A 23,075-nucleotide genomic window follows, 5' to 3' on the forward strand; every position below is an offset into this window, starting at 1 on the left:
CATATTGAAGCGAATAGAATTGAATGTTCCAGCTTGATCTATGGTCATTGCGCTCAACCCGAAGCTGTCGTTCAAGTGAACACCATGACAACGACGGCTTTCAGTTTGTCCACCCGCGGTCCATCATCGAAGAGCACGTGGAGTGCGTCGGCCGGCGGTTCAAGGAGGCGGCACGTTGGGCGTTCCCGATATGCCGAACGGTGCGCCGACGAGCACTTCGAGCAGCAGCCTGCCATTGACACTCCCCCAACCCGTGCACGCGTCCCACATTGGCCCTGACTTATAGCCGGGCGAATGACCAACCGCGTTGCTGATTCCGTCGTCAACGTCACGCAGCAGGCTCGTCGCGCCTCGCGCGTAAAGCAGCGGGTTGAGCCAGCCGATGCCGTGGTCGAAGTAAGAAGCAATCAGCGCTGCCAGTCCCGCGTAGAGCGGCGCCACAACGCTCGTGCCGTAGAAATGTCCGATCGGCGATCCCATATAGAGCGTGGTCGTAGTCGGTGCGCCTTGATACCAAAGTGCGTAGCCGCTGAAGAGACTGGCATTGCCCGCGATATCGGGTATGCCACGGCCGCGATGCCACTTTTCTTGAATGGGTCGCCCCAGAGTCGGCGGTTCGGCGAGCGGCGGCACGTTGGCCTCGCTTTGCCACGACTGCACTCCGACGATCTGGCTAACGCCCCCGCCCGTCACGCCCGTCGACTTACCTGACGGCGCCCATGCCAGGTCATTCCACGTATGCTCGGTAAACGGCGATTCGACTGCAACGGGTTCGCGATCGCCCGTGCGCGGCGGCAGAAGCTGCGGCGCTTGAACTATCATTGTGCCGCCGCATGCGGTGACATACGGGTCCGACGCAGGGTACAGCACGTGCGCCGAGTGATCCCCAATCTGGCAACGCGAGCCATCGTCGCCCGTCGCGGCGAAGAACGTCATGCCCGCCATGCTGCCGCACTCAAACGCCTCACGCAGAGCGGCAGTGGTCGACTTCGTCCATTCGGAGCCGTCCACATCGATTCCCGGCTCCAGCTCCGCCCAGCCCCAACTGATTGACACGACAGAAGGCGCGCTAACCCCTGCGGGCAGCTTCGTGGGATCGCTCTCGCCCTGCGCGTTCCATTCAGGGTGAACGACGGCGTGAATCACATCTACCCAGCCTGCAAGCGTCCAGTTGCTGAAGTAGACGGCGAGGTTCGCGCCCTGCGCCACCGAACCTGCGACGTCGATATCGGCGACCATCTCGAGATCGCGCTTCGGGTCTCCCACCGGGTTGTTCGTTGCGCCGTCGACGGACACGGCGAACACATTGGGCGTGAGCAGGCCCTGTGCATTAAAAAAACCCGCGATGTCGGCAGGATCGTAGCCACCTTGGGCCCACCCCACGTCGCCCCCTGTCTCGAACTCGATGAGAGCGATCGTCTGTCCCGCGCCCGTCAACGGTGTGTCGAGCGCATAGGTGAACGGAAAATCGTAGAGCCCGGCGACCTCCCGCGGTGTGAGCGGCTGTGTATTGGGCGGCCGCAGGTTGTTCTCGAACCCGCCGGGAAAGAAGCGCCCTGCACTGCGAGCCATGCGTCGGTTATCGAGCCCGAACACGCCTTGCACGATATCGCCAAGCTCAGCGGGGACATAGATGTACCCCTCGCGACCCCGATAGCGCTCCGTGTCCGATTCGTACCGCGAAAGTTCGACCGCGAAGGCCGCTTCGATTTGCCGGACCGTGCCCGTCACGACCACTGTGCGGCGCGCGACGCTCGTCGCGTGCACGGTCAACTGGCACGTGTGCGCGTAGCCAGCCACGGCATCGAGATCCGCCCGGGATGCGCCGGTACAACGCTCAATCTCCTCGCGCGTCAGATACTGGCGCGCGCTCACGGGAAGCATCTGCCATCTCTGTGCGTCGGGTAGCGGCGACGCGTCGGGGCTGCGCCGGACCCAGATCGTGACCGAGAGTCCCTCATCGGGATCCGCAGGACCGACGCGCCGCGCCCCCATTCGAGGGACTCGTCTGCTGCCGTTCACAGGCCGAAAGTCGCAGGGTCCGGGAGTATTGGGTGTGCTCGCCATTGCATTCTCCTTGATGACCAGGGGCGGCCCGACTCAGGCCGCCTTCCAGTCGGTGCCGCCAGGCCGACCGGGCATCAACGAGAAGGCGTCGCCCTGGCCGGGAAGCTCAACGGCCCCGCCATACATCCTCGTCTTGCACCGCTTCAAATAGGAGCCACGCCTAAGGCTAAGGGGTGAGAGACGCTAGCGCGTCCATCATTTGATGGACAGAGCACACCCATTTAATCGATCGGTCCGCCACGAGACGCAGATCCTGTTCCGCACACGCACATCGCTTCTCGGCAGCGAGTGGATTCAACAGGAGGCGGCGACTGCCTGGAGTCGAAAGCCTGTGAGGTTCGCTAAAGGATTTGTCTGCGTAGGGTACGCAAGCAGTCAAGGCCGCTACCATGCGCGCGTTGCGCGCGCCGGGCGTTGCCTGCCGGAAGACACCGGAGGCGCCGAGAGATTCATGAACACCCTCTAAGTCGATGGCGAGCACGAGTTCCCTGCGCGGATTGAGAGTTTGCGTGGAGGCCATGACCTGCCCCCGGCGACAGTGCTGCCGTCAGGGTCTTGATTAAAACTATCGCGCGATACCGAGTTTTCGTCGCTTCTCATCCAGGATGGCCAACGCGCTGTCGAGGTCTTTCCAATTATTCGCAGCGGTATTAATTGCCACGTACAGCAACTCTTCAGCTTTGTCTTGACTCGCGTAAGTATTCGTCTCGGTATTCGCGGAATAATAGTCACTAATACCCAGTCCGGTTTTCTTGTCGGCAACGCTCAAAGTAGCCCAGCCCAAAGACGTTCCAGTAAGAACAGACGCCGTACCGTTGATGACAACCGAAGCGTTGGCACGCCTCAATTTTTCGCAGACAATATTATAGTTTTGAAAATTCCAGCCATTTTCCTGGAGCACCTTCGCAGGCAGACCCTGATAGATGCTATTTATAGTACATTCCGCCTTCACGGACTGTGCGACAGCAAAAATCAGCGCGGATAGTAGAATCCTCTTCAAAACTCCCTCCAAAAAATAACCAAAACGAAAAATACGTGATTCGAGCCCAGACGATTAAGCGAGCCCAACCAAATCTGCGGTCGGTCGGCCACGACACGTTGGGTCACCGACAATGGAGGCGCACACCGTCCGTCGTCCCCAAGCCTTCGCCATTTGCGTTAACGGCGGTGGCCAACAAAGGTTTAGGGCCTGTTCAGCAACTTGACGCCGTCCGGCGGTCGAGGGGCGCATGACGTTGCGCGTCGCGAACTTCGCGCGTACCAATGAGCACCGTTGTCGACGTTCAATGAGTTTCGGCTATCGCGAACTCAACCCACCTCATGAGCGCCGCTATTGTGTTGCATCGACCGGGGTTGAATCCCATCGGCTCATCCGGCCAAAGCGCTTGCGTACGCGCGCAGCATTTCTCGATCGACGTACAAATGAGCGGCAGAGATGTTCTACATGAAATTTCGGGTATGCAATGACGCGAGCTGTCGGGCCTGATCCTGTTCAAAGCCCAGGCGCGCAAGCCTTGCGTAACGACCGTCGGCCATCTCGCGCATCAGGTTCTGAACGAGAGCATAGCCCCGCGCCACGGCTTCAGGCGTCAGTTCACCCGCCGCGAGAAGAATGAGCGCGTCGAATACCTCCTCATTGAGGCCAGTCGTTCCCTCCAGTTCGGCATGGCGTCGCTCGACTGCGTGCGCGAGGCGCGAGCGCAGTTCAGGCTCTTTCTTCATCCGATAGAGGAGATGAGACATACCCAGCGCAACATGCCGAGCTTCATCTCGGGCGGCCAGGCGTGCGATCTGGCGTGTCAGCGGATCGGGGCCGTAGTTCTGGAGGAATTGCAGCAGCGTAACAAAGGTGCCCTCGCCCATCACCGAGAGCAAAAAGCTAGCGACGGAAAAATCGGGTTCATCGAGCAGTGTTTTAAGCGATGCCTGCCCTCCCGCTGTCGACAATGCCGGCTCGTGGCCTTTATGGCGAATGCGCCGCGTGAAGACCTCGACGTGTCTTGCCTCATCCGCGACCTGAATCGCGAGGGCGGCCTGCAGTTCGCGGTAGTGAGGATGCAGTTGTCCGAGAAAGCGTGCAGGCACAATGAGCGCGGCATTCTCGTTCTCGACCAGGTACGTCATGATCTGCACCACGGCGGCTTCTATCGGCGCGGGCAATTCGAATGGCACAGCCCAGTCGATCGCCTGGTCGGGATCCCACTGCGCCGCAACGCCCTGGGCGTAGAGATCGGCCGCGTTCTCCGTCCAGACTTCTAGTTTGTTGTCCAGCCGAAACGCAAACTCAGGTGCGCCCGCCTCTACCTGCGCGCCCCTGGCGGCCAGCCCCCACGCAGGAAGAGCTCGCGACTCAACCGCCTGCGCCGCGCGCGGATCACAGTGTCCCGTCTGATGCGCGTTGCGCCAACGCCCGTACCTATTGTCGCGTTCGATGACGGCGAACTGTCGACCCGCGTCGCCTGTTTGCCACGCCAGCCGATGTCCCTGACTGCGGCACCAGTGCTCGAGCATCACCTCCCAGCCGGTTGCCGTGCCCACCACGCGCAGCGACTGCCCGGGCGCCAGCGCGTCCAGCGCATGCCTGACCAGAATGTGAGCACCCGCGTCGAAGCCGAGCGACTCAATATCGATAAGCGGGTTCGACAATCCGGCCGTGGCCGTCATAGAAGTGCTCCTCCGTTACTGCACGCTCGAGCAGCGCGTAGCCGCTTGAACGCCCAGGCAGCCACGACCTGAGGCCCTCCAGTTCGAGCAGAGGACGTACCCGGGCATCGTTCCAGTCCATGGAGAGCAACAGATCGCCAAAGCGGCGTGTTGCTTCCTGCGGCACGCCAGGGCTAACCGTCATGTTGCAGTGATCGTATGCGCCAGTTGTGGCGACGATGCGCGTGGCACCCGAGGGCAGCGTACCTTCGTCTGCGAACGCCCGGAAATTGCCTGCGATCATCCACGTCGCCTCGACCTCGCCGTTCACGAGTGCGCTCGCTGCATCGCGTTCGCCGCCAATATGATCGCCGTGCTTGCCGCCCAGCACGTCGAATCGCCGCGCCTCGTAGTCGTGTCCCGCGACGAGTCCTCCCTCATGGCGCAGATGATCGAGGGGAATCAGCGTGGCCTGAGGCGAATCGATCGCGCCAAAGCCGATCGTGGCGCCCCGCAGGTCGCCGAGCGACTGGACGCTGCTATCGCTGCGCACCACCAGCACGGAACGCAGATCGATGTCCGTGTCGCGCATGGCGAGTGGGGACACGACTTCGCCGCGCGCTTGCGCGATGCGGCTCGCGCGGACCCACGCAAGCGGCGAGTTCCATGCGAAGGCGATATCGCCTGCAAACTGGGCCTCGACCTGAGTTTCGTAATTCGAGTAAAGGAGATAGTCGATCGCCAGTCCGCGTTCGGCGAACCAGGCCTTGAAGCCCTCCCAGATTGTGATGACCTTCGGCGCGTAGGCAACTGCGCCGAGCATTAGCGGTGTGTGTCGGGACATGACATGAGTCTCCTCTTCAGGCGAGCGGGAGGCCGCACAATGCACGACCGATGAAGTCGTACAGGACGTCCGAGGTCGGCCCCATGATGGAAGCCGCGCGCGCGTCGCGGAACAGACGCTCTATGCCCACTTCCTTGCGAAACGCCGCGCCGCCGCAGATGCGCATGGCCGTATCGGTCACGGCAAGCGCGGCTTCCGCGGCCGCGGCCTTCACTTCCAGTACGCGCAGCATCGTGTCGGGCCGGCCCACCGCCATGGCGGCCAGCGTGTCGTCGCGCAGCGCGCGCGCCTGATCGACGCGAAGCTGCGCGCGGGCGAGATACGCGCGGATCGTTGGCAGATCGCACAGGGACTCACCGCTCTCCGCGAATCGACTACCGGTAAGGTGAGGGATCGCACGTTGCAGCGCGCCGTCGGCAAGGCCAATAGAGGTCGAGGCGACAAGGTTCGCAAACACCGGCAACGCGTCTCCGTTCATGATTTCGCCGCCGCCGCCGTCAGGACCCAGCATTGCGCTGGCGGGCACACGCACGCCATCGGCCTGAATGGGTGCGGACGCGTTGCCGCGCAGGCCGAGACCATCGAAAGGTTTCGGGCAGTGCAGTCCCTGCGCACGGCTGTCCACAAGCCACAACGTACTGGCGCCTTCCTGCGCCAGCGCCGGTCGCGACGACCAGACATAGGAGTCCGCTTCGGCCGCGGAAGTCACCATGCTTTTGCTGCCGTTCAGCACGAAATCGTCGCCGTCAGGCCGCGCGGTACCGACCGGTGCCCAGAAGTGGCTACGCGTGCCGGTCTCGGACCATGCCAGCGTGGTGAGGTGCGTGCCCTGCGCAATGGCGCGCCGCACCTCCTCGGGTCCGTACTTTTCGATCAGGATCGCACCGGCGTAATGCATGGTGACGACCATTGCGGTGGACGGGCAATCCCGCGCAATGCGTTCCACCACCTGGCACGCCTGCGCCGCGCCTAACCCCATGCCGCCAATTTCCGTTGCGCTCACGAGTCCGAGCAGGCCCGACTTGCCGAGCGCATCGACGGCAGCGCGCGGGAAACGGGCGAGCTGATCCGTATGCGGGGCATCGGGGGAAATCGTGGTGCGAACAATCGGTTCCAACACTTCGATGTAGGACATCGGAACGTCTCCCGGGCAGAATTAGCGGAGACGGTCGTCCGGTCTGTGCTGAAGCGGCGCGCGAGTGTCGCGCAGCTGAAGATGGAGTGCACATGGCGCACTCCGGTGCATCTGTCGCATGCAGACCTGCAACAACGACTCTCGCACTTGAAGGAACCCGCAGCGCATTGGCATGACTGCAGGCCAACGCATTATTGCATTTGCTGAGCATGTCCGAACGCTCGCTGTCCTCGCTTTGTCGAGCCTGTACCGATACTGGCGTGCCGCCCAAGACGGTGCCGGTCGATTCACCCTTCTCCGGGCAAACGCATCAGCGACCGCGCTTTACGCCGGCCTTGGTCTGCCCACCTTTTGAGAAGGCATGACGATTGCCAAGGAGCTCGACCAGCCGTGTCTCGCATTCGGAAAACGAGTACCCGCGCCGCTGCGAGATCATGAACGTGAGGGGGCGCATGTGCCATGCGCGCCGTTGGAGTTCGACAAGTGTTCCATTCACAAGGTCTTGCGCAACCATATGATGCGGCATGTGCCCCCAGCACAAGCTTCCCCTGAGCAAATCGTGCTTCGCGCCGAGGTCATTCACGCGCCACTGGCGTTCACTGGCGACCCCCTGTTGTGTCTTCTCCGAATCGGGCTGATTGTCGGTTACGACGAGCTGGATATGCCGCCCAAATTCCTCCCGCGGGATCGGCCCCGCGATCGCGGCCAGCGGATGCGATGGCGCACAGACGGTCACCATTTGCGCGTCACATAGATGCTGTCTTTCTATGGTGCCGGGGCTCAGCTCCGGCACGTCCGTGATCGTCACCGCCAATGCGCACGTGCCTTCGAGAACCAAACGCTCGCCGCCCTGCATGGTCGTCATGCGCAGATTGATTGCAACCGTTGGAAAGTCCGCCTGCAGGGTGCGCAGGCATTCGATCAAGTGCGCACGCGGAAAGTAGGTATCCACGGCGACCGAGACCTCTGGTACCCCGGCCTCGGCTATCGCAGCCGCGCGCATCTTCATTTCCTCGGTGCGTGAGATCACCGCACGAGCGTCAGGCAGGAGGCTGCGGCCCGCGGCTGTAAGTGTGGCTTTGCGGGTATCGCGCTCGAACAGCACCACGTCAAAGGCACTCTCGAGCGCGTTGATCGCGTGACTGATCGCCGACTGTGCACGCCTCAGCTCCCGTGCAGCCCCGGAGAAGCTTCCCTGGTCACACACGGCGACGAAGGCCCGGAGTTGATTGATGGTGACGTTGTCGAGCATAGCTATCTAAAAAGTAGATGGTAGCTATAGAAATTTAGTCAATTGGCTTCATGAATCAAGCGCTCCAGAATGGTGTTTGTCGTTTTCGTTTCGAAGGATGCATGACATGAGCAGACTGAATGGAAAGACCGCGGTGATCACCGGCGGCGCTACCGGCATCGGCCGCGCCGCAGCAAAGCGCTTCATCGAGGAGGGCGCCTTCGTCTTCATCTTTGGCCGCCGGCAGGAAGCGCTCGACGCCGCTGTGGCCGACCTCGGGCCCAATGCCCGCGCAGTGAAAGGCTCGGTCTCCGATCCGGCCGACCTCGACCGGCTCTACGCGATGGTAAGGGCCGAGCGCGGAACCCTCGACATCGTTTTTGCCAATGCCGGCACGGGAAGCCCGCTTCCGCTCGGCAAGATCACCGCCGGGCACATTGACGAAACCTTCGACACCAATGTGAAAGGCACGATCTTCACGGTCCAGAAGGCGCTGCCGCTGATGGGCCGGGGCGGTTCAATCATCCTGACCGGATCGAGCGCCGGCACCACGGGCGCACCGGCGTTCAGCGCCTACAGCGCGAGCAAGGCGGCGGTGCGCAACCTCGCGCGGACCTGGGCGGAGGATCTGAAGGGCACCGGCATCCGGGTCAACGTGCTGTCGCCCGGGGCGACGGCGACCGAACTCGCGAAGGAAGCGCTCGGCGAGGAGGGCCAGAAGGTCTTCGCCTCGATGACTCCGCTTCAGCGCATGGCTGATCCGGCGGAGATCGGGGCGGTGGCCGCCTTTCTCGCGTCGTCCGACAGCAGCTTCATGACAGCCAGCGAGGTCGCCGTCGACGGTGGCCTGGCGCAACTCTGATGCACCACGCCCAGCCGGACACGCCAGTGATCCGATCATGCGCGCATCTACGGAGGAAAATGAAATGGGACAATCTCTCAAGGGAAAAACGGCTCTCGTTACCGGGGCATCGCGGGGCATTGGCCGCGCCATCGCTGAACGTCTTGCAAAGGATGGTGCGATGGTCGCGCTGACCTACAACGCCAGCAGATCTGGCGCGGACGAGGCGGTCGCGGCCATCGAGAAAGCTGGAGGCACTGCGTTCGCGATCCACGCTGATCTCGTTGACCCGGCGAGCGTCCCGGCCTTGTTCGAGCAACTCGACAATGAATTCACCAGGCGCAACGGAAGCAAAGCGCTCGATATTCTGGTCAACAACGCTGGAAATGCCGGTTGGGTTGGCTTCAAGGACGCGACGCCCGAAAGCTGGGACACCCTGATGGCGGTGTACGCCCGTGCGCCCTTCTTCATCGTTCAGGCTGCTCTGGATCGTCTTGCCGATGAGGGACGCATCATCAACATCTCTTCCGCTGCCGCCACGAAGCCCGTGACAGCCGCGCCCGTCTACTCGATGGCCAAAGCGGCCATCAACAACCTGACCCATGCGCTCGCGGCCGAGCTGGGGCCGCGCGGAATTACTGCGAACGCTGTGGCGCCGGGCTACACGCGAACGGACGCGAACGCCGCCTTCCGCGAAAATCCCGAACTCGTGAAGGCAGTCGAGGCCGAAATCGCGCTGGGACGCTTTGGCGAGCCTTCGGAGATCGCTGCCGTTGTGGCGTTCCTGGCTTCCGACGATGGTCATTGGGTGACCGGCCAGACGATTGAAGCGAGCGGCGGCTACAAGCTTTGAGCGCGCCGAAAAACCGAAGGAGAATCTCATGAGCTACGCAATCATCGGCTTCGGCAAGATCGGCCACGCGCTTGCCGAGGCGTTTGCCCGCAGCGGTATCGAAGTATCCGTTGCAACCACGCGCGACCCGACAAGCTTTGCATCCGATGTGGCCGCCATCGGACCCGGAATCATTCCCAAAACCTTGGCGGAAGCCGTCAAGGCGGACACCCTCTTTTTGGCTGTCCGTTTCGAGTCGCACCCGGAGGTCGCGAAGGCGCTGCCCAGTTGGAAGGGAAAGACCATCATCGACGTGATGAACACGTTCGCCCCGCTTGAGGAACTGGACGGGCTCCCGTCCTCAGCTTTCGTCGCGAACGCATTCACCGGAGCCAGGCTGGTGAAAGGCTTCAATCATTTGGCTGCTGCCGTCCTCGGCCAAGACCCGGCCGTACAGGGTGGCAGGAGAGTCGTGTTCCTGGCGAGCGACGATGACGGCGCCGCAGCGGAGATTGGTACGCTTGCGGAAAATCTCGGTTTCTCGCCGATCAAACTTGGCGGGCTTTCGGACGGTGGACTACTTGTGCAAGCGCGCGAAAATAGCTGGGGACAACTGATCTTCAAGGACTTGATCAAGTTCGACTCGTGAACAACCGTTTCTGGACATTTCGCTGAGTCGAATGGCCGATTGCCGGACACGACCGCCGTCTGAACGGCAACGCGCAGGAATGACCCTTCATCGCCGACTGTACTCATTCACAGAAGCCGCTCGAAAGCTGCCAGCGGTCAGTCGTGAATTGCTTCAGAATACTGGCTGATGAAGCGACTCCACGTTTTGTGCAACCAGAATTCACTGAGGCTACAAATGGTTAATTCGTCTGCTATTGAGACAGTCTTTTCTGTCTATGCGGCGGCTGTCGTCATACCCGGGCCGAACTTCGTCGCAATCACCCAGAAGGCGGTAGCCGGCAGACGCTCCGATGCGCTCGCGCTTGTCGCCGGAATCGTGACGGTGAATCTGTTCTGGGCGACTTGCGCCATCCTCGGTATCGGAATGGTGTTCGCTATTTTCCCGTGGCTCGCTGTCGGCGTCAGGCTTGCTGGCGCGGCCTATTTGATCTGGTTCGGGCTGCGGCTCGTTGTGTCGGCACGGGCAACCCCTTCAGGTTCACGTCACCCAACGAAGGCGCCTTTGTTTCGTGCCGCCTTCCTGCAAGGTATTGCGACAAATATCGCAAACCCGAAGTCCATCGCCTTTTATGCGGCGGTGTTTTCCTCAGCGGTGCCCACGCACGTTTCCATGCCGACGTTCTTCGCAGTGCTTGCTACTGTCGGCGCAACAGCGACGTGCTGGTACGGAGCAGTCGCGCTCGTTCTATCGCACGCGGCGATTGCGACGGCGTATCGTCGCGCGAAGGCATGGATCGACCTCACATGTGGAGGGCTCATGATTGCGCTGGGAATCCGGCAGGCATTGCGTTGACAAAGCGCCCGGGCACATAAGACCAACTATGGGTCGGGTCAGCACCTGGTGGCGACGACGCACACCCACAATGCGAGATGGAGTACGTGCGGAATTACGTCATGGGGTTCCGGGGGCAACTTATCCGCCATGGCCAATCCACATGATGCGAGGTGGCGAGGAGTGTAACGTTGGCGTGCCGACCGGCGCGTCACATTCCGGTTCGGCGCCGTGCGGTCCGCAAGGCAGTGCGCCAATTGACGAGAGATCGCAATGAAAGGCTTCGAGAATTACACATGGCTCAACGCGCCGGCTTCTTCCGAGATCCGATCGGGTGACCTCTGGGTCAAGACCGGCGATCGGACAGATTTCTGGCGAGGAACCTTCTACGATTTCTGGCGCGATTCGGGACACTTCGCTTATGTCACCGTTGAAGGGGATTTTTCTGCCGAGGTGACCGTAGACGGGCTCTACGAGGCCTTATACGACCAAGCGGGGCTGATGGTCCGGCTGAGTGAGTCGCACTGGATTAAGGCCGGCACGGAGTTCACGGACGGCGAGGTTTGCTTGTCGGTGGTAGTGACCAACGATCATTCGGACTGGTCTGTACAACGAATGGCATTGCCGTCAGACGGGCTGAGATTGAGGCTTACGCGGCACGGAGAGGCGATTAAGGTGCAGTACCTGCGTGAGTTGGACCAGAAGTGGCAACTGATCCGCCTGGCGTATCTGCCGCCCACCACCAAGGCAGAAGTCGGCGTGATGTGCTGCTCTCCCGAGCGCAATGGTTTCGAGGTGCTGTTCCGCGATTTTCAGATCGGTCCTGCGATAGACCGGCGTCTCCACGATTAGATTTCGCGACCGGCGACACGCGCGCTTGTCGTTGTGCGAATCATCGACAATTGACCGTGTCGGCCAGATTGGGACGTTCGACAGAACGGCATAGATCGTCAACAATGCAACGTCTGTCTGGATGCGACCTATTGTTTTCGACTTGCAGTAACCGATCGCGTCGTCGATTTGCTTCAGTGTCGATATCAGGATTCACGTATGTCCCGCTCCGAACGTCTCCTTCATCTCCTGCAAGTGTTACGTCGCTATCGACGTCCCGTGCGTGGCCAAGCCCTCGCCGAAGAACTCGGCGTGAGCATCCGCACGCTATACCGGGACATCGCCAGTTTGCAGGCGCAGGGGGCAACGATCGAGGGAGAACCAGGCGTTGGTTACGTTATGAAACCGGGTTTCATGCTGCCGCCCATGATGTTTCGCTCGGAGGAACTCGATGCCCTGGTTCTTGGCATGCGCTGGGTGGCCGATCGCTGCGACAAGACGCTATCGTCCGGTGCGCTGAGCACGCTTGCGAAGATAGCCGCGGTACTGCCCACCGAACTGCGTCGTGAACTGGAGGAGTCTTCGCTGCTGGTCGGCGCGCCGTTGAAGAGAGCCGCCCACAACGTCTCACCTGACCTTCTGCGTGCCGCAGTCCGGGAAGAGCATAAGCTCAACATTACCTACGTGGACGCCAGTGGTATTCAAACGCAGCGTGTCGTGTGGCCCTTTGCTCTGGTGTATTTCGACCAGGCGCGGGTCTTGATGTGCTGGTGCGAGCTTCGAGCTGATTTTCGAAATTTCCGTTCGGACCGGATCTCGAACGTCGAGCAGTTGGAAGAGCGCTACCCCAAAAGGCGGCAAACACTGCTTCGTGAATGGCGCAGGCTCGATCACGTTGCCAGCCACACAATACTGCCAGAATTTGACAGTATCGACCATTAGACTGAGCTCCCTTTCCTGGCGAGGAGCTCAAAATGAAATTAGCATCGGTTCGTGTCGTTACCCGGGATATCGACGGGATGGTCGAGTTTTATCAACGGCTTTCCGGTATCGAGCCTGTTCGTCCGGCCGTGGGATTTGCCGAAATACGATTCGGAGGCGCGACGCTTGCGATATCGTCCGAGGATCTGATCAAGCTTTTCAACGCTGGTGCTGCCACTGCGGCTGCAAATCGATCGGCGATACTGGAGTTCGAAGTGAAAGACGTTGACGCGGTGTTCGAACGGATGAATGCGTCCGGGACAAACATCGTGATGCCGACGACGTTGATGCCGTGGGGCAATCGCTCGCTCTTGCTGCGCGACCCTGATGGCAATCTCGTCAACCTATTTTCGCGTCCCAAGCGTTGAGGAAACGCGCCCTCACGACTGCCCGCCGCGTCGTTGTTCGTTTGCTCGCGAACGGGCACCCACCTAAACCGGCATCACTACCTCAGCCAACGGATCGATCATCGCCGGACTCCTGCAAACGAAATTCGGATTATTGATTGTAGTAAGTACGGCCTCAGGCACCTATCGTAGGAGATCACACGAACCACCTCACAGGAACGCTCATGCAAACCGTCCTGATCACCGGCTGCTCTTCCGGTTTCGGCCTCGAGATCGCCCGTTATTTTCTGGCCCGCGACTGGCAGGTCGTCGCTACGATGCGCTCGCTGCGCGCCGATATACTGCCGCCGTCGGAGCGCCTTCGCGTGCTGGCGCTCGATGTCACGAATCCAGAAAGCATTCGCAAGGCGATCGAACTCACCGGCCCGATCGACGTCCTCGTGAACAACGCGGGCTTCGGCGCGGCTTCCCCGGCCGAACTCGTCCCGCTCGCGACGGTGCGCGAGCTCTTCGAAACCAACACCTTCGGCACGATCGCGTTGACGCAAGCGGTGCTGCCCCAGTTCCGGCAGCGCAAGGCCGGCGTCGTCGTGAACGTCACATCGAGCGTGACGTTGAAGGCACTCCCCCTGCTCGCCGCATACCGTGCGAGCAAGGTGGCTGTGAACGCTTTCACCGAGTCGATGGCGCTGGAACTCGCGCAGTTCGGCATCCGGGCACACCTGGTGTTGCCGGGCCGCGCGCCCGACACCCGCTTCGGCGAGAACGCGCGCGCCCACATACACGGCTTTGACCACGAGGCCTACGCCGATCTCGCCAGGACGGTCATCGCGCGGCTGGAGGATACGTCTTCCCCGACTACTCACGCACAGGACGTCGCCGAAGCCGTGTGGCGCGCGGCGACCGACCCGTCATCGCCGATGCGTATCCCGGCCGGCGCCGACGCCGAAGCCTGGGCGGCCGAGCTTCGCTGATCGACCTTCAGGGCCACGCTACGACGCAATACAACTGGGAGACTGCCATGCAGGACAAACTTATCGCTCTGGTCACCGGGGCGAACCAGGGAATCGGCCTTCAGATCGCCAAGGATCTCGTGACTCACGGTTTCACAGTGCTGCTCGGCTCCCGCAATCTCGAGCGCGGCGAGGCTGCGGCGACGGAGGTGGGGCCGCACGCACGCGCGCTTCAGCTCGACGTGACGGATCAGGCTTCGATCGCCGCTGCGGCGGAGCGCATCCGCAAAGAGTTCGGACGCCTCGATGTGCTCATCAACAACGCAGCGATCTCGAATACGAACAGGCAGCCCGGCCAGTCCGTCGAGGCATACGCGCGGACGACCCGCCCGAGCAACGTGTCCCTCGACGAAATGCGCGCGGTGTGGGACACCAACGTATTTGGCGTCCTCGCCGTGTATCAGGCCATGCTGCCGCTCCTGCGCCAGGCGTCGGCAGCCCGCATCGTCAACGTGTCGAGCGGCGTTGGGTCGTTGACGACGAATTCGGATCCGGCTTTCGCCTACCGCGCGATTTTCGGCCCCGTCTACCCGGCCTCCAAGACGGCGCTCAACGCGTTGACAGTCGCCATGGCAATCGAGCTGGAGCCTGAGGGGATCAAGGTCAACGCCGTCTCTCCGGGCTATACCAGTACGAACCTCAACGGCTACGCCGGCACGGAAACTGTCGAGGAAGGCGCGCGCGAGGCGGTGCGCGTCGCGCTGCTGGGCCCGGACAGCCCGACTGGAACGTTCACGCGCTGGGAAAACGAAACGATCCCGTGGTGATGTAGTTCGAGCGCGTGATTGCAACGGGCGACGGCCAGGGCCGGGACGGCTGACGAATTGTTGCCCAAATATCGAAACGACTGCGGGGATGGGCGTCGCTGAGTTACTCCAAATGATTGGAGAACTTCCTGCGCCTGTTGGTCGTCATGGTCATGAGTAACAAGGGCGCCGAACCATGGAGCAATTCACCGACGCCATGATTGCTCGCGGCCGGTACCCGCCGCTCGCGAACACCTCACGATAGACACCCGCATGTCTCTTCGGGCCGACAAGCTGTCAAGCGATCCGAGCACAATGGCGCCACGGAGCAGGCATCGACGGCAGGTAACTTATCTCCGTCGCATTGCCTTCGCAACGCGCATGCTCCTGACGATGGCTGGCTCTCTCCGTACAGGAATGCGGACTACTCACGGCAATCCATTCGCGTCGAGGCCCGCGAGACGGTATCCGACCTGCAATTCGGTGATCAGAAACTGCGGGCGCGCCGGGTCATCCTCGAGCTTTTGCCGGATACCGACCATATACACGCGCAGGTATTGCGGACGATCGACGTAAGCAGGTCCCCAGACATCCAGCAGCAATTGTCGATATGTCATTACCTGATCTGGGTTTGCCCGACGAGGACGGCAACGATTCCAACGTGAGCCTGACTTATGCCATTCAAGTCCCAATCAAAGACGGCGCTGAATTGTGGGGGCCGATGTTAAGACCGCGTTAAGTCTGGCGCAGCGATGGCCTGTAGAGGCGCCCGTGCGCCGAAATGAGGCATCAGCGCTTCGCGAAATAGCAGCCGACGCCCGACCCTTTGCCGGGTACGAATGCGACTGCACGAGCACGTCGATGTCTTCCCGGCGGAAATTTGCAGGCTAGTGTGAGGTCACGATCTGAATCGTGATCGCGGGATGTTGCTGATGAAAGCGGGTGAGGCGCGAGATGTCAGTGAAGCATCTTGACGGGGGTTGAAGTCAGACGCCATAGTCTGGCGAACACTTCCCAGCCGTGAAAAAAGCCAAGGCGGCTTGCGTCAAGCACCACGATATCCGCATGCTCCGTCGCCGCGTACCGCGCGATTGTGCGCTCCGCCGGTCCAAACACGCGTTTCCATGTGTACGGAACTCCGGCGTTATCGAAAATAGCCCGCAGCTGTATGTCTTCCCGAGAAAAATTGCGTAAAGATGCGGGCAGCGGCGGCAAAACAACGCTGCCGTCGCTTTCCGCATTGATGAACGCACACTAGCAACGCTTCATCTTCAAAACGCGAGATACCTGCCCCGATGTGAACCCGGTGTTGCGCGCGTAAGGCGCGCAGTCCAGGGGCGCAGTCAAGGACTCGCTCACTGCAAACAGGCCAACGAAGCGAAACAAGTCGACCTCCATCTTGACGAATACCGGAATGGCGTCTCGCTGTCCCGCGAGCGTTCGGCCAGCCGCCCGCGCCGAAGCGCTGCCGTCGCAGATGATGATGTCTGGTGCCTGTGGGTTCAGGTCCATACGCAGGCACGCGGCCACGACCTTACCGTTCCTGGCGGGAAGGAAGGCTTGCTTACTGCCTCCACAGACCGAATGAATGAATTCGCGAGTGTAGTTCTTGTTGATTTCGAACATGCTAAAACTCCCATCGTTGATCACGATTCAAATTCGTACTACTTATTAATTTGCAAATAAATCTCTGGCAACTATTGCTGACCTCCCGGAACATTACCTTTGCAGCTGCGACGCTACCGTCGTTACGCGTCGGGCGTAGCAAGCCGGTCGACCATGTCTTCTGGAGCACTCAGCGCACTCAGAACCCGCAACACCTCCCTGCCCTCGCGCGTGATCGAGTACTCCTGTCTGCCGGGCTCGCGCTCAACGCGCTGCGCAAGTCCCGCGTCGCGGAGGGCGGTCATGTCGAGATCCTCCACTTCCACCTCGACTGCCGCGTAGCCTAGCAGCATCAACGCTGCCATTTCGTGTGCGCTCAGTCGCGGCATACCGGGCTTTCGGCGCTCTACAATTGGCGTTGCCATATGCATTTCTCTCTGCATTGATCACCTGTGGCCGGACTCGGCGCCGCCGCGCTGTGCGCTGTGATGACTGTGGCTGAAGCATGGCGACAGCCGAACTTTCAGCGCGATTCCGGTTACCTTCACCCGATACGTTCATAGAACGCGAGGAGGCGGCAGCGCCACACCGAATAGCTGCAATGCGCTATCCACGTAGCGTGACAAGGCGCATAGGAAGAGTCATTACGACGCGCACCGCTCGCCTGCAGGCAAGACGATGGCTCAAGAAGAGAGACGCAGACGTCTGCCAGTCAGGCAGGAGAACAACTTGGTGGACGGGGACATCGGACGATGCTCATGGAGCCGACTCTATATATTTCGGTATTCGAACATTGTATTGCGTCGCTGCCCGCAGACAAGTAAAAAGATCGTAAACGGTGCTTCACTCGGTCACGATGAATCCGCTCGAGCGTCTTCGCACGGCCTGGGGCAGGTTCGGTCACTGACATTGACTTGAGGATGGACTGGTTGAGTTTCCGCAGCGGACAACCAGCGATCCACGCACGATTTCACTGGCCCTGAACAAAGCACGTGCGCGGGTGCGTTAGAACATCGCGTAAGCATCCGGATATAGCGCTGTCCTGAGCCGCGAAGCCAGCCAGACGGCTTCGTGCGGCACCCGTCACGCTGCTGCATTGAGGTGCCAGTCCCTTCATCCCACATTCATGGGAGCAGCACCTATAGAACTACGTCTTGTTGAACAAGCTCACGACACGGGACATCGATTTCGCTGCCAGAACGAGCAGAGCGCCGGTTGCGCTGTAGTCGACGTTATGCAACAGGTCGAACAAATAGAACATGGATAGCGCGATGAGCGGGTGGCAGGTCGCGCGGCTTAACAGGCGTTTCATCGGCATCTCACGCTATTTCGTTTGCCCGAACCGGCAGTCGCTGTGCGTGAACCGATCTGCGCAAGTCAGGAAGGCGCGCCAGGCTCCCGAATTTCATGGAAGGCTGGCTGCAAAGTACGGATGACGCTTATCTGTCATGTCCCGTCCTGTGACGCACTTTGCCTCTCGCAACCGGTTGCCGTCCTGCCCGTGCGTCGACGTTTTTTGCCCGATCGTCCAGTTCTTGCCGATGGCTCGCCTGCCCATTGCAGCGCGTCCAGAAAATTTGTCCGGTCCTACTGCAGAAGGGCACGATTCGTTGCACGCGATTGATCCACACGCATCGCGCGGCGGAGCGTCAAGCGCAGTGAAATTGTCGGTAAGGCATTTGTCATCTCCCGCCGCAGCGGGTATAACATGGAGCCCTCGGTCAGGTCGAAAAATGACCGGCGTCCCGGTTCCTTGCCGGGAAATCGCCTATCCCGCGAGCCTTTCATGGATGCAGTTTCTGACGTCCTGCGCGCTGTGCGTCTGAGCGGCGCGGTGTATTTAAACGGGACCTTCACGGCACCCTGGTGCGTGGTAGGTCGCACGGATGCTGCGCTCTGCGCGGCCTATCTGCCGCGATCCGAGCGTGTCGTCTCATATCATCTGATCATAGAAGGGAGTTGCTGGGCCCACCTGGCAGACGACCGCGACTCGGCTATTCATCTCGATGCCGGCGAACTGCTAGTGGTGCCGCAAGGCGAAACGCATCTGATTGGCAGTGCCATGGATCTTGCGCCCACGCCAATGGAGTTGCTATTGGCTGGCCCAATTGCCGCAGCACCCGGTGAGGTGATGACGTTGTCTTACGGTGGCGGGGGATCGACGACTCGCATCGTATGCGGCTTTCTGGCCTGTGACGACACGCTCAGTAACCCACTGCTCTCGTCACTGCCGCGACTCTTCAAGATTGATATGCGCCACGATCCGCGAGCCGCGTGGCTTGAGTCCTCTCTCAAGTTCGCAGCCACCGAAGCTGCGAACTCGCGGGCGGGTGGCTCAATCGTCCTCGCCAGGTTGTCCGAACTTTTGTTTGTCGAGGCAGTACGTAGTTGTATTGAAACGCTTCCTGCCCACCAGACAGGATGGCTGGCCGGCGTGCGCGATCGCTACGTCGGACGCGCGCTTTCATTGCTCCATGCTCAAGCAGTCCACCCATGGACCGTCGATGAGCTTGCGCGCAAGGTGGGGCTGTCGCGCTCGGCGCTGGCGCAACGCTTCACCGATCTCCTTGGACAACCGCCAATGCAGTATCTGGCGCGTTGGCGCATGCAGATCGCTGCGCAGGAACTTCTGACCGATAGAAAGTCCCTCGCCGCTATAGCGGAGCAGATCGGTTATGAGTCGGAGGCGGCATTCAGTCGTGCCTTCCGGCGCGAATTTGGTATGCCGCCGGCCGGCTGGCGCAAAAGCAAAGGAAAGATGTGCGACGCTGCCGGATCTGCGCAGGCCGCACCCGCTGCGAATGGCATCAGACCACCAGCGGATCTGTGACGCAGACTGCCCTACCCGACGCAGGATTCATTCGCACGCGTCAAGCGCCGAGCCGGCGTTTCGGCCATATCTCCCGGCGGCCCGATCATAGAACCTCGCGTCTCCCAATCGTACATTCGAGCGTACCGGATGCCAGATCAACGATCTGGTTCTCGACGGTAGATGAACATTCACAGCTCAGCCGCACGTAGCTTCACATTGGGAGACATGCTATGAACGCAGTTTCGCGACTCTCCAACCGCGATCGTTACGCTCGCTGCATTCGCGCCTCAAAGATGGTCAGTTGGGACATCGAACGTGACGTAATTGGAGGCCGCGCCTTTGACACGTCCGAGAAATATCTCCCCGACGGGCTTTCACTGACTCCGAATTTCTTCACGCTCTCGGAAAGCGAAAAGCGCTTTATCAGCCAGATTCAGGGACGCACGTATGCCAATGTGTTCGGACTGGTCGAGCGCTTCATCAACGCCAAGGTGCTCGAAGTCAGCCGTGACTATTGGCTCGGCGACCAGGTGGCGCTTGAGGCGCTGGTCCGGTTCAGCGAAGAGGAACTCAAGCATCAGGCGCTATTTCGTCGCATTGACCAGATGATCGGTGAGACCCTTCCCGCCGGCTATCGCTTCGACGTCGACCCAGATGCCGTTGCCTCAGCCGTGCTCGGAAAAAGCACGTGGGCGGTATTGGCACTGACGCTCGATATCGAACTGTTCAGCCAGCTCCACTATCGCCAGAGTATCGCTCCAGACGATCAGCTATCGGAGCTATTCAAGAACGTGTTTCTTTACCACTGGAAGGAGGAGAGCCAGCACGCCATGCTCGACGAGCTCGAATGGGTTCGTCACGACGCCACGATGACGGACAGTGATCGCGACAAGGCCGTTGATGAATTCATCGAACTGCTCGGTGCAATCGACGGCATTCTGCAGGCGCAAGCCGCAGCCGATGCGCGTTATTTCGAGGCGAACTGCGGCCGCGCAATCGACGAGGCGGAAACCCAGTCGGTCGAAGCAAATTTCCTCGAGGCTTACCGGTGGCAATACATCCACTCGGGTGTACGCCATCCTCATTTCGGGGAGGTGCTCGATTGCCTCATCTCCGAAGACCAAGGCATGCGCATCCAGGCTGCGCTCGCCACGCTGCAATGAGCTTTACCGCAGCCGAACAAACCACCTATGTTGAAGGAGATGGAATATGAATGCCAACGCACAGATCCATGAACCTAATGTCGTGAACGGCATTAACGTCGACGATCTTTTTGCCCTGATTGATGGTGTCAAGGGTGATGTCTCGAAAGCCACCACCGGTTGGCGCGTAGCTACGACCTGGCAGGGCCAGACGCGAACTCGCGCCGAAGTAGCGGGGTTCTCGATCGGAGGGCAGGATGTTTCGCGCCGGTTCACGATCGATATCGATGAGCCATGCGAACTCGGCGGCTCGAACAAGTTTGCGAATCCGCAGGAGCATCTGATCGCCGCGCTGAATGCCTGCATAACGGTGGGTTATGTGGCGCAATGCGCCGTCCGCGGGATTACGCTCGAATCCCTGCAGATCGAGACTGAGGGAGAAATCGACCTCAGGGGTTTTCTTGGAATCGACCCGCAAGTGGCAAACGGATACGAGAGCCTGCGTTACACCGTTCGTATCAAGGGTAGCGGCACAAGCGAGCAATTCGCCGAAATCCACGACGCGGTAATGGCGACTTCCCCCAACGTCTACAATCTTGCGAATCCCGTCGCCCTGAAATCGACCCTTGTTGTCGGGTGAGCTTCGCGATATGGGCGCGATGACCCGAATCGTTTCGGTCGCGCCCCTACTCCCAAACGGAAGCACATGTTTTGCACGGCAGCCGATGAGCAAGTCGCGCGTGCCATTGAAGACAGAGTCAGTCACGTTTGCGAACCTTCGTCTCCCGGGTCGCAGGGCACAACGCTTGATGCACGTGGCCCATACCCCCCGCCATTTCGACCTAGACTTGATTTAATTCGCCGCAAAGTTAGGTGTGGGAATCGCCACTGACGGGCGCAAACGTGCCACCCCACTTGCCATAACCGTCCATAACTTGCGCGCCCCCGAAAGGAGGTAAATGCCATGGCCGAAAGCTGGAAGGTTACCGGTACTTATTTCGAAAGCTGCAACTGCTACGCTCCGTGCAGTTGCGTTTGTCTCGGTCCGCCCTCGGACGGCGACTGCGCGGTGCTGATTGGTTGGCACATCGATCAAGGCGAGTTCGGCGACGTGACGCTGGATGGGCTAAACACCGCTCTCTTTGCATATTCGCCCGGTCATATGTTGCAAAACAAGTGGAAGGTGGCGCTTTATCTCGACGAACGCGGGACACCGGACCAGCAAGAGGCATTGGGCAAGATTTTCTCCGGTCAAGCCGGCGGACCAATTTCAGCACTGGGGCCGATGATTGGCGAAGTGATGGGTGTCAAGCCAGTCGCGATCGACTACCACCTCGATGGGAAGCGTCGCAGCCTTCGCATACCCGACGTGGCGGACGTCGAAATCGAAGCGCTATCTGGTCAGGATGGAGGCGACGTAACCATCAGCAATCATCCGTTTACCCCTGTCCCTGGTTTTACGGCGGTAATCGGGAAATCGACACGCTTTCGCTTCACCGACCACGACTTTTCCAGAGAGATCTCAGACCGGAACGGCTTCTATTCTCCGTTCGCCTACCATGGCTGAGCCTGGCTTTCTGGGCCGGGTCGTCACGCGACGGCAGTGGGTGCGGGACCGCGTGATCATTGTGTCGGGACTCACGGCTGCCGCAACCGTCGCGTGGGTTTATTTGCTGTACATGAGTTGGGGCATGCGCCACATGCATGCAGGGGTCGCCATGGCTATCATGCCCCGCATGACGGATTGGGGCGCCGTCGATCTGCTGCTGGTGCTGGCGATGTGGGCCATCATGATGGCCGCCATGATGCTCCCGTCGATCGTACCGATGGTACTGATTTTCGCGTCCTTGAGTCGCCAGCGGCGGGCGCGAGAATTGCCGTATGCACACACGAGCGTGTTCGTTCTCGGCTACCTGGTCGTGTGGTCTGGCTTCAGCTTGCTTGCGACGCTCGCGCAGTGGCGCCTGCTCGAGGCCCGTCTCGTTACGCCAATGATGGTGAGCGCAACCCCGCTGCTTGGGGGCAGTCTCCTGGTCATTGCTGGAGTTTTCCAACTGACACCTTTAAAGCACGCGTGCCTTGGCAAGTGTGCTTCCCCACTCGGCTTTCTTCTGACTGAATGGCGCGACGGCACCCTCGGCGCCTGGATCATGGGGCTCCGCCATGGCGCCTTTTGCGTCGGCTGTTGCGGGGCACTCATGGCGTTGCTCTTCGTGTTTGGCGTCATGAACGTGCTTTGGGTCGTCGCTCTGTCGATCTACGTGATACTCGAAAAAATGCTTCCGCAAGCGCGATGGCTTCCTTTTGCGGAAGGGTTGCTGCTAGTGGGCTGGGGTGTAGCAGTCGCAACAACAGGGTGAGATTGCGAGACGAACAGCGTGGCGCTGAGGATCGGGTTTTGCCTTTTGCATGAGACACCGATGCAAGACGACCGCCGCGACCGATCGTCCAGCGTAGTGCGGCCAGCGACCACCGTTGGCGTGTTGGGCAAAACTGCCACTCGAATGGCTGGTCGCCTCTAACCCTGTCGTCTAACCTCTCAC

The 23,075-nt window shown here is 60.5% G+C and carries 23 protein-coding genes and 1 pseudogene; 14 read left to right on the forward strand and 10 right to left on the reverse strand.

Annotated elements, in window-relative coordinates; all coding sequences use genetic code 11:
- Nucleotides 1-159 precede the first annotated feature (159 nt).
- The 6 genes from JMY28_RS35180 to JMY28_RS35205 all read right to left on the reverse strand — a co-directional run bounded on the left by JMY28_RS35180 (nucleotide 160) and on the right by JMY28_RS35205 (nucleotide 7,941).
- Nucleotides 160-1,995, reverse strand: coding sequence for a S53 family peptidase (locus JMY28_RS35180; protein WP_201700490.1), 1,836 nt, complete (start codon nucleotides 1,993-1,995; stop codon nucleotides 160-162).
- A gap of 637 nt (nucleotides 1,996-2,632) precedes the next feature.
- Nucleotides 2,633-3,067, reverse strand: coding sequence for a hypothetical protein (locus JMY28_RS35185; protein WP_201700491.1), 435 nt, complete (start codon nucleotides 3,065-3,067; stop codon nucleotides 2,633-2,635).
- A 440-nt stretch (nucleotides 3,068-3,507) separates the two neighbouring features.
- On the reverse strand, nucleotides 3,508-4,731 hold the full coding sequence (locus JMY28_RS35190; protein ID WP_201700492.1) for a ferritin-like domain-containing protein: 1,224 nt from the start codon (nucleotides 4,729-4,731) through the stop codon (nucleotides 3,508-3,510).
- Complete coding sequence (locus tag JMY28_RS35195) at nucleotides 4,688-5,554, reverse strand: phosphate/phosphite/phosphonate ABC transporter substrate-binding protein (protein WP_201700493.1); 867 nt, start codon at nucleotides 5,552-5,554, stop codon at nucleotides 4,688-4,690. The genes JMY28_RS35190 and JMY28_RS35195 overlap by 44 nt, the downstream gene beginning before the upstream one ends.
- A gap of 16 nt (nucleotides 5,555-5,570) precedes the next feature.
- Nucleotides 5,571-6,689, reverse strand: a complete 1,119-nt coding sequence (locus JMY28_RS35200; protein ID WP_201700494.1) for an acyl-CoA dehydrogenase family protein — start codon at nucleotides 6,687-6,689, stop codon at nucleotides 5,571-5,573.
- A 310-nt stretch (nucleotides 6,690-6,999) separates the two neighbouring features.
- Nucleotides 7,000-7,941 (reverse strand): LysR family transcriptional regulator, encoded by a 942-nt coding sequence (locus JMY28_RS35205; protein WP_201700495.1) that lies wholly within the window; start codon nucleotides 7,939-7,941, stop codon nucleotides 7,000-7,002.
- Between the two features lie 106 nt (nucleotides 7,942-8,047).
- Here JMY28_RS35205 and JMY28_RS35210 point away from each other — a divergent pair, with 106 nt between their 5' ends.
- From JMY28_RS35210 to JMY28_RS35250, 9 genes are all read left to right on the forward strand, one after another.
- Nucleotides 8,048-8,782, forward strand: coding sequence for an SDR family NAD(P)-dependent oxidoreductase (locus tag JMY28_RS35210; RefSeq protein WP_201700496.1), 735 nt, complete (start codon nucleotides 8,048-8,050; stop codon nucleotides 8,780-8,782).
- A 64-nt stretch (nucleotides 8,783-8,846) separates the two neighbouring features.
- Nucleotides 8,847-9,614 (forward strand): SDR family NAD(P)-dependent oxidoreductase, encoded by a 768-nt coding sequence (locus JMY28_RS35215; RefSeq protein ID WP_201700497.1) that lies wholly within the window; start codon nucleotides 8,847-8,849, stop codon nucleotides 9,612-9,614.
- A gap of 28 nt (nucleotides 9,615-9,642) precedes the next feature.
- On the forward strand, nucleotides 9,643-10,242 hold the full coding sequence (locus JMY28_RS35220) for an NADPH-dependent F420 reductase (RefSeq protein ID WP_201700498.1): 600 nt from the start codon (nucleotides 9,643-9,645) through the stop codon (nucleotides 10,240-10,242).
- A 216-nt stretch (nucleotides 10,243-10,458) separates the two neighbouring features.
- Nucleotides 10,459-11,076, forward strand: a complete 618-nt coding sequence (locus JMY28_RS35225; RefSeq protein ID WP_201700522.1) for a LysE family translocator — start codon at nucleotides 10,459-10,461, stop codon at nucleotides 11,074-11,076.
- Between the two features lie 252 nt (nucleotides 11,077-11,328).
- Nucleotides 11,329-11,907, forward strand: coding sequence for a DUF1349 domain-containing protein (locus JMY28_RS35230; protein WP_201700499.1), 579 nt, complete (start codon nucleotides 11,329-11,331; stop codon nucleotides 11,905-11,907).
- Between the two features lie 198 nt (nucleotides 11,908-12,105).
- Nucleotides 12,106-12,828, forward strand: a complete 723-nt coding sequence (locus JMY28_RS35235) for a helix-turn-helix transcriptional regulator (protein ID WP_201700500.1) — start codon at nucleotides 12,106-12,108, stop codon at nucleotides 12,826-12,828.
- Nucleotides 12,829-12,860: 32 nt separating this feature from the next.
- The gene (locus tag JMY28_RS35240; protein WP_201700501.1) at nucleotides 12,861-13,235 is read left to right on the forward strand and encodes a VOC family protein; all 375 of its coding nucleotides are present in this window, start codon (nucleotides 12,861-12,863) and stop codon (nucleotides 13,233-13,235) included.
- A 203-nt stretch (nucleotides 13,236-13,438) separates the two neighbouring features.
- On the forward strand, nucleotides 13,439-14,188 hold the full coding sequence (locus JMY28_RS35245) for an SDR family oxidoreductase (protein ID WP_201700502.1): 750 nt from the start codon (nucleotides 13,439-13,441) through the stop codon (nucleotides 14,186-14,188).
- A gap of 47 nt (nucleotides 14,189-14,235) precedes the next feature.
- Nucleotides 14,236-14,994 carry an SDR family oxidoreductase gene (locus JMY28_RS35250; RefSeq protein ID WP_201700503.1) on the forward strand — a complete coding sequence of 253 codons (759 nt, stop codon included), beginning with the start codon at nucleotides 14,236-14,238 and terminating at the stop codon, nucleotides 14,992-14,994.
- A gap of 407 nt (nucleotides 14,995-15,401) precedes the next feature.
- Here the strand turns inward: JMY28_RS35250 and JMY28_RS35255 are convergent.
- The 4 genes and pseudogenes from JMY28_RS35255 to JMY28_RS35270 all read right to left on the reverse strand — a co-directional run.
- Nucleotides 15,402-15,593: pseudogene (locus tag JMY28_RS35255) on the reverse strand (winged helix-turn-helix domain-containing protein); the annotation flags it as partial.
- 634 nt (nucleotides 15,594-16,227) lie between these two features.
- A complete protein-coding gene (locus JMY28_RS35260) occupies nucleotides 16,228-16,599 on the reverse strand; it encodes a hypothetical protein (RefSeq protein ID WP_201700505.1) in 372 nt (123 codons plus the stop codon).
- A 122-nt stretch (nucleotides 16,600-16,721) separates the two neighbouring features.
- Nucleotides 16,722-16,967, reverse strand: coding sequence for a hypothetical protein (locus JMY28_RS35265; RefSeq protein ID WP_236597188.1), 246 nt, complete (start codon nucleotides 16,965-16,967; stop codon nucleotides 16,722-16,724).
- 758 nt (nucleotides 16,968-17,725) lie between these two features.
- Nucleotides 17,726-17,890, reverse strand: a complete 165-nt coding sequence (locus JMY28_RS35270) for a hypothetical protein (protein WP_201700525.1) — start codon at nucleotides 17,888-17,890, stop codon at nucleotides 17,726-17,728.
- Between the two features lie 474 nt (nucleotides 17,891-18,364).
- On the opposite strand from JMY28_RS35270, the gene JMY28_RS35275 reads away from it, so the two are divergent.
- The 5 genes from JMY28_RS35275 to JMY28_RS35295 all read left to right on the forward strand — a co-directional run bounded on the left by JMY28_RS35275 (nucleotide 18,365) and on the right by JMY28_RS35295 (nucleotide 22,892).
- Complete coding sequence (locus JMY28_RS35275) at nucleotides 18,365-19,408, forward strand: AraC family transcriptional regulator (protein WP_201700507.1); 1,044 nt, start codon at nucleotides 18,365-18,367, stop codon at nucleotides 19,406-19,408.
- 212 nt (nucleotides 19,409-19,620) lie between these two features.
- The gene (locus JMY28_RS35280; RefSeq protein WP_201700508.1) at nucleotides 19,621-20,553 is read left to right on the forward strand and encodes a hypothetical protein; all 933 of its coding nucleotides are present in this window, start codon (nucleotides 19,621-19,623) and stop codon (nucleotides 20,551-20,553) included.
- Nucleotides 20,554-20,599: 46 nt separating this feature from the next.
- Nucleotides 20,600-21,172: an OsmC family protein gene (locus tag JMY28_RS35285; RefSeq protein WP_201700509.1), complete on the forward strand. Its 573-nt coding sequence runs from the start codon at nucleotides 20,600-20,602 to the stop codon at nucleotides 21,170-21,172.
- A gap of 324 nt (nucleotides 21,173-21,496) precedes the next feature.
- Entirely contained in the window at nucleotides 21,497-22,099 is a 603-nt protein-coding gene (locus JMY28_RS35290) for a DUF1326 domain-containing protein (RefSeq protein WP_201700510.1), read from the forward strand.
- On the forward strand, nucleotides 22,092-22,892 hold the full coding sequence (locus tag JMY28_RS35295; protein ID WP_201700511.1) for a DUF2182 domain-containing protein: 801 nt from the start codon (nucleotides 22,092-22,094) through the stop codon (nucleotides 22,890-22,892). The genes JMY28_RS35290 and JMY28_RS35295 overlap by 8 nt, the downstream gene beginning before the upstream one ends.
- Nucleotides 22,893-23,075 lie beyond the last annotated feature (183 nt).

The sequence above is a fragment of the Paraburkholderia hiiakae genome, from assembly GCF_904848665.1.
Lineage (GTDB): Bacteria > Pseudomonadota > Gammaproteobacteria > Burkholderiales > Burkholderiaceae > Paraburkholderia > Paraburkholderia hiiakae.

Coding starts and splice junctions, on each gene's coding strand:
- JMY28_RS35210 (WP_201700496.1), top strand. CDS start 8,048: ATGAGCAGACTGAATGGAAAGACCGCGGTGATCACCGGCGGCGCTACC.
- JMY28_RS35250 (WP_201700503.1), top strand. CDS start 14,236: ATGCAGGACAAACTTATCGCTCTGGTCACCGGGGCGAACCAGGGAATC.
- JMY28_RS35245 (WP_201700502.1), top strand. CDS start 13,439: ATGCAAACCGTCCTGATCACCGGCTGCTCTTCCGGTTTCGGCCTCGAG.
- JMY28_RS35195 (WP_201700493.1), bottom strand. CDS start 5,554: ATGTCCCGACACACACCGCTAATGCTCGGCGCAGTTGCCTACGCGCCG.
- JMY28_RS35265 (WP_236597188.1), bottom strand. CDS start 16,967: ATGCCGCGACTGAGCGCACACGAAATGGCAGCGTTGATGCTGCTAGGC.
- JMY28_RS35225 (WP_201700522.1), top strand. CDS start 10,459: ATGGTTAATTCGTCTGCTATTGAGACAGTCTTTTCTGTCTATGCGGCG.
- JMY28_RS35285 (WP_201700509.1), top strand. CDS start 20,600: ATGAATGCCAACGCACAGATCCATGAACCTAATGTCGTGAACGGCATT.
- JMY28_RS35215 (WP_201700497.1), top strand. CDS start 8,847: ATGGGACAATCTCTCAAGGGAAAAACGGCTCTCGTTACCGGGGCATCG.
- JMY28_RS35220 (WP_201700498.1), top strand. CDS start 9,643: ATGAGCTACGCAATCATCGGCTTCGGCAAGATCGGCCACGCGCTTGCC.
- JMY28_RS35260 (WP_201700505.1), bottom strand. CDS start 16,599: ATGTTCGAAATCAACAAGAACTACACTCGCGAATTCATTCATTCGGTC.
- JMY28_RS35295 (WP_201700511.1), top strand. CDS start 22,092: ATGGCTGAGCCTGGCTTTCTGGGCCGGGTCGTCACGCGACGGCAGTGG.
- JMY28_RS35205 (WP_201700495.1), bottom strand. CDS start 7,941: ATGCTCGACAACGTCACCATCAATCAACTCCGGGCCTTCGTCGCCGTG.
- JMY28_RS35235 (WP_201700500.1), top strand. CDS start 12,106: ATGTCCCGCTCCGAACGTCTCCTTCATCTCCTGCAAGTGTTACGTCGC.
- JMY28_RS35290 (WP_201700510.1), top strand. CDS start 21,497: ATGGCCGAAAGCTGGAAGGTTACCGGTACTTATTTCGAAAGCTGCAAC.
- JMY28_RS35270 (WP_201700525.1), bottom strand. CDS start 17,890: ATGAAACGCCTGTTAAGCCGCGCGACCTGCCACCCGCTCATCGCGCTA.
- JMY28_RS35275 (WP_201700507.1), top strand. CDS start 18,365: ATGGATGCAGTTTCTGACGTCCTGCGCGCTGTGCGTCTGAGCGGCGCG.
- JMY28_RS35230 (WP_201700499.1), top strand. CDS start 11,329: ATGAAAGGCTTCGAGAATTACACATGGCTCAACGCGCCGGCTTCTTCC.
- JMY28_RS35280 (WP_201700508.1), top strand. CDS start 19,621: ATGAACGCAGTTTCGCGACTCTCCAACCGCGATCGTTACGCTCGCTGC.
- JMY28_RS35180 (WP_201700490.1), bottom strand. CDS start 1,995: ATGGGGGCGCGGCGCGTCGGTCCTGCGGATCCCGATGAGGGACTCTCG.
- JMY28_RS35200 (WP_201700494.1), bottom strand. CDS start 6,689: ATGTCCTACATCGAAGTGTTGGAACCGATTGTTCGCACCACGATTTCC.
- JMY28_RS35240 (WP_201700501.1), top strand. CDS start 12,861: ATGAAATTAGCATCGGTTCGTGTCGTTACCCGGGATATCGACGGGATG.
- JMY28_RS35190 (WP_201700492.1), bottom strand. CDS start 4,731: ATGACGGCCACGGCCGGATTGTCGAACCCGCTTATCGATATTGAGTCG.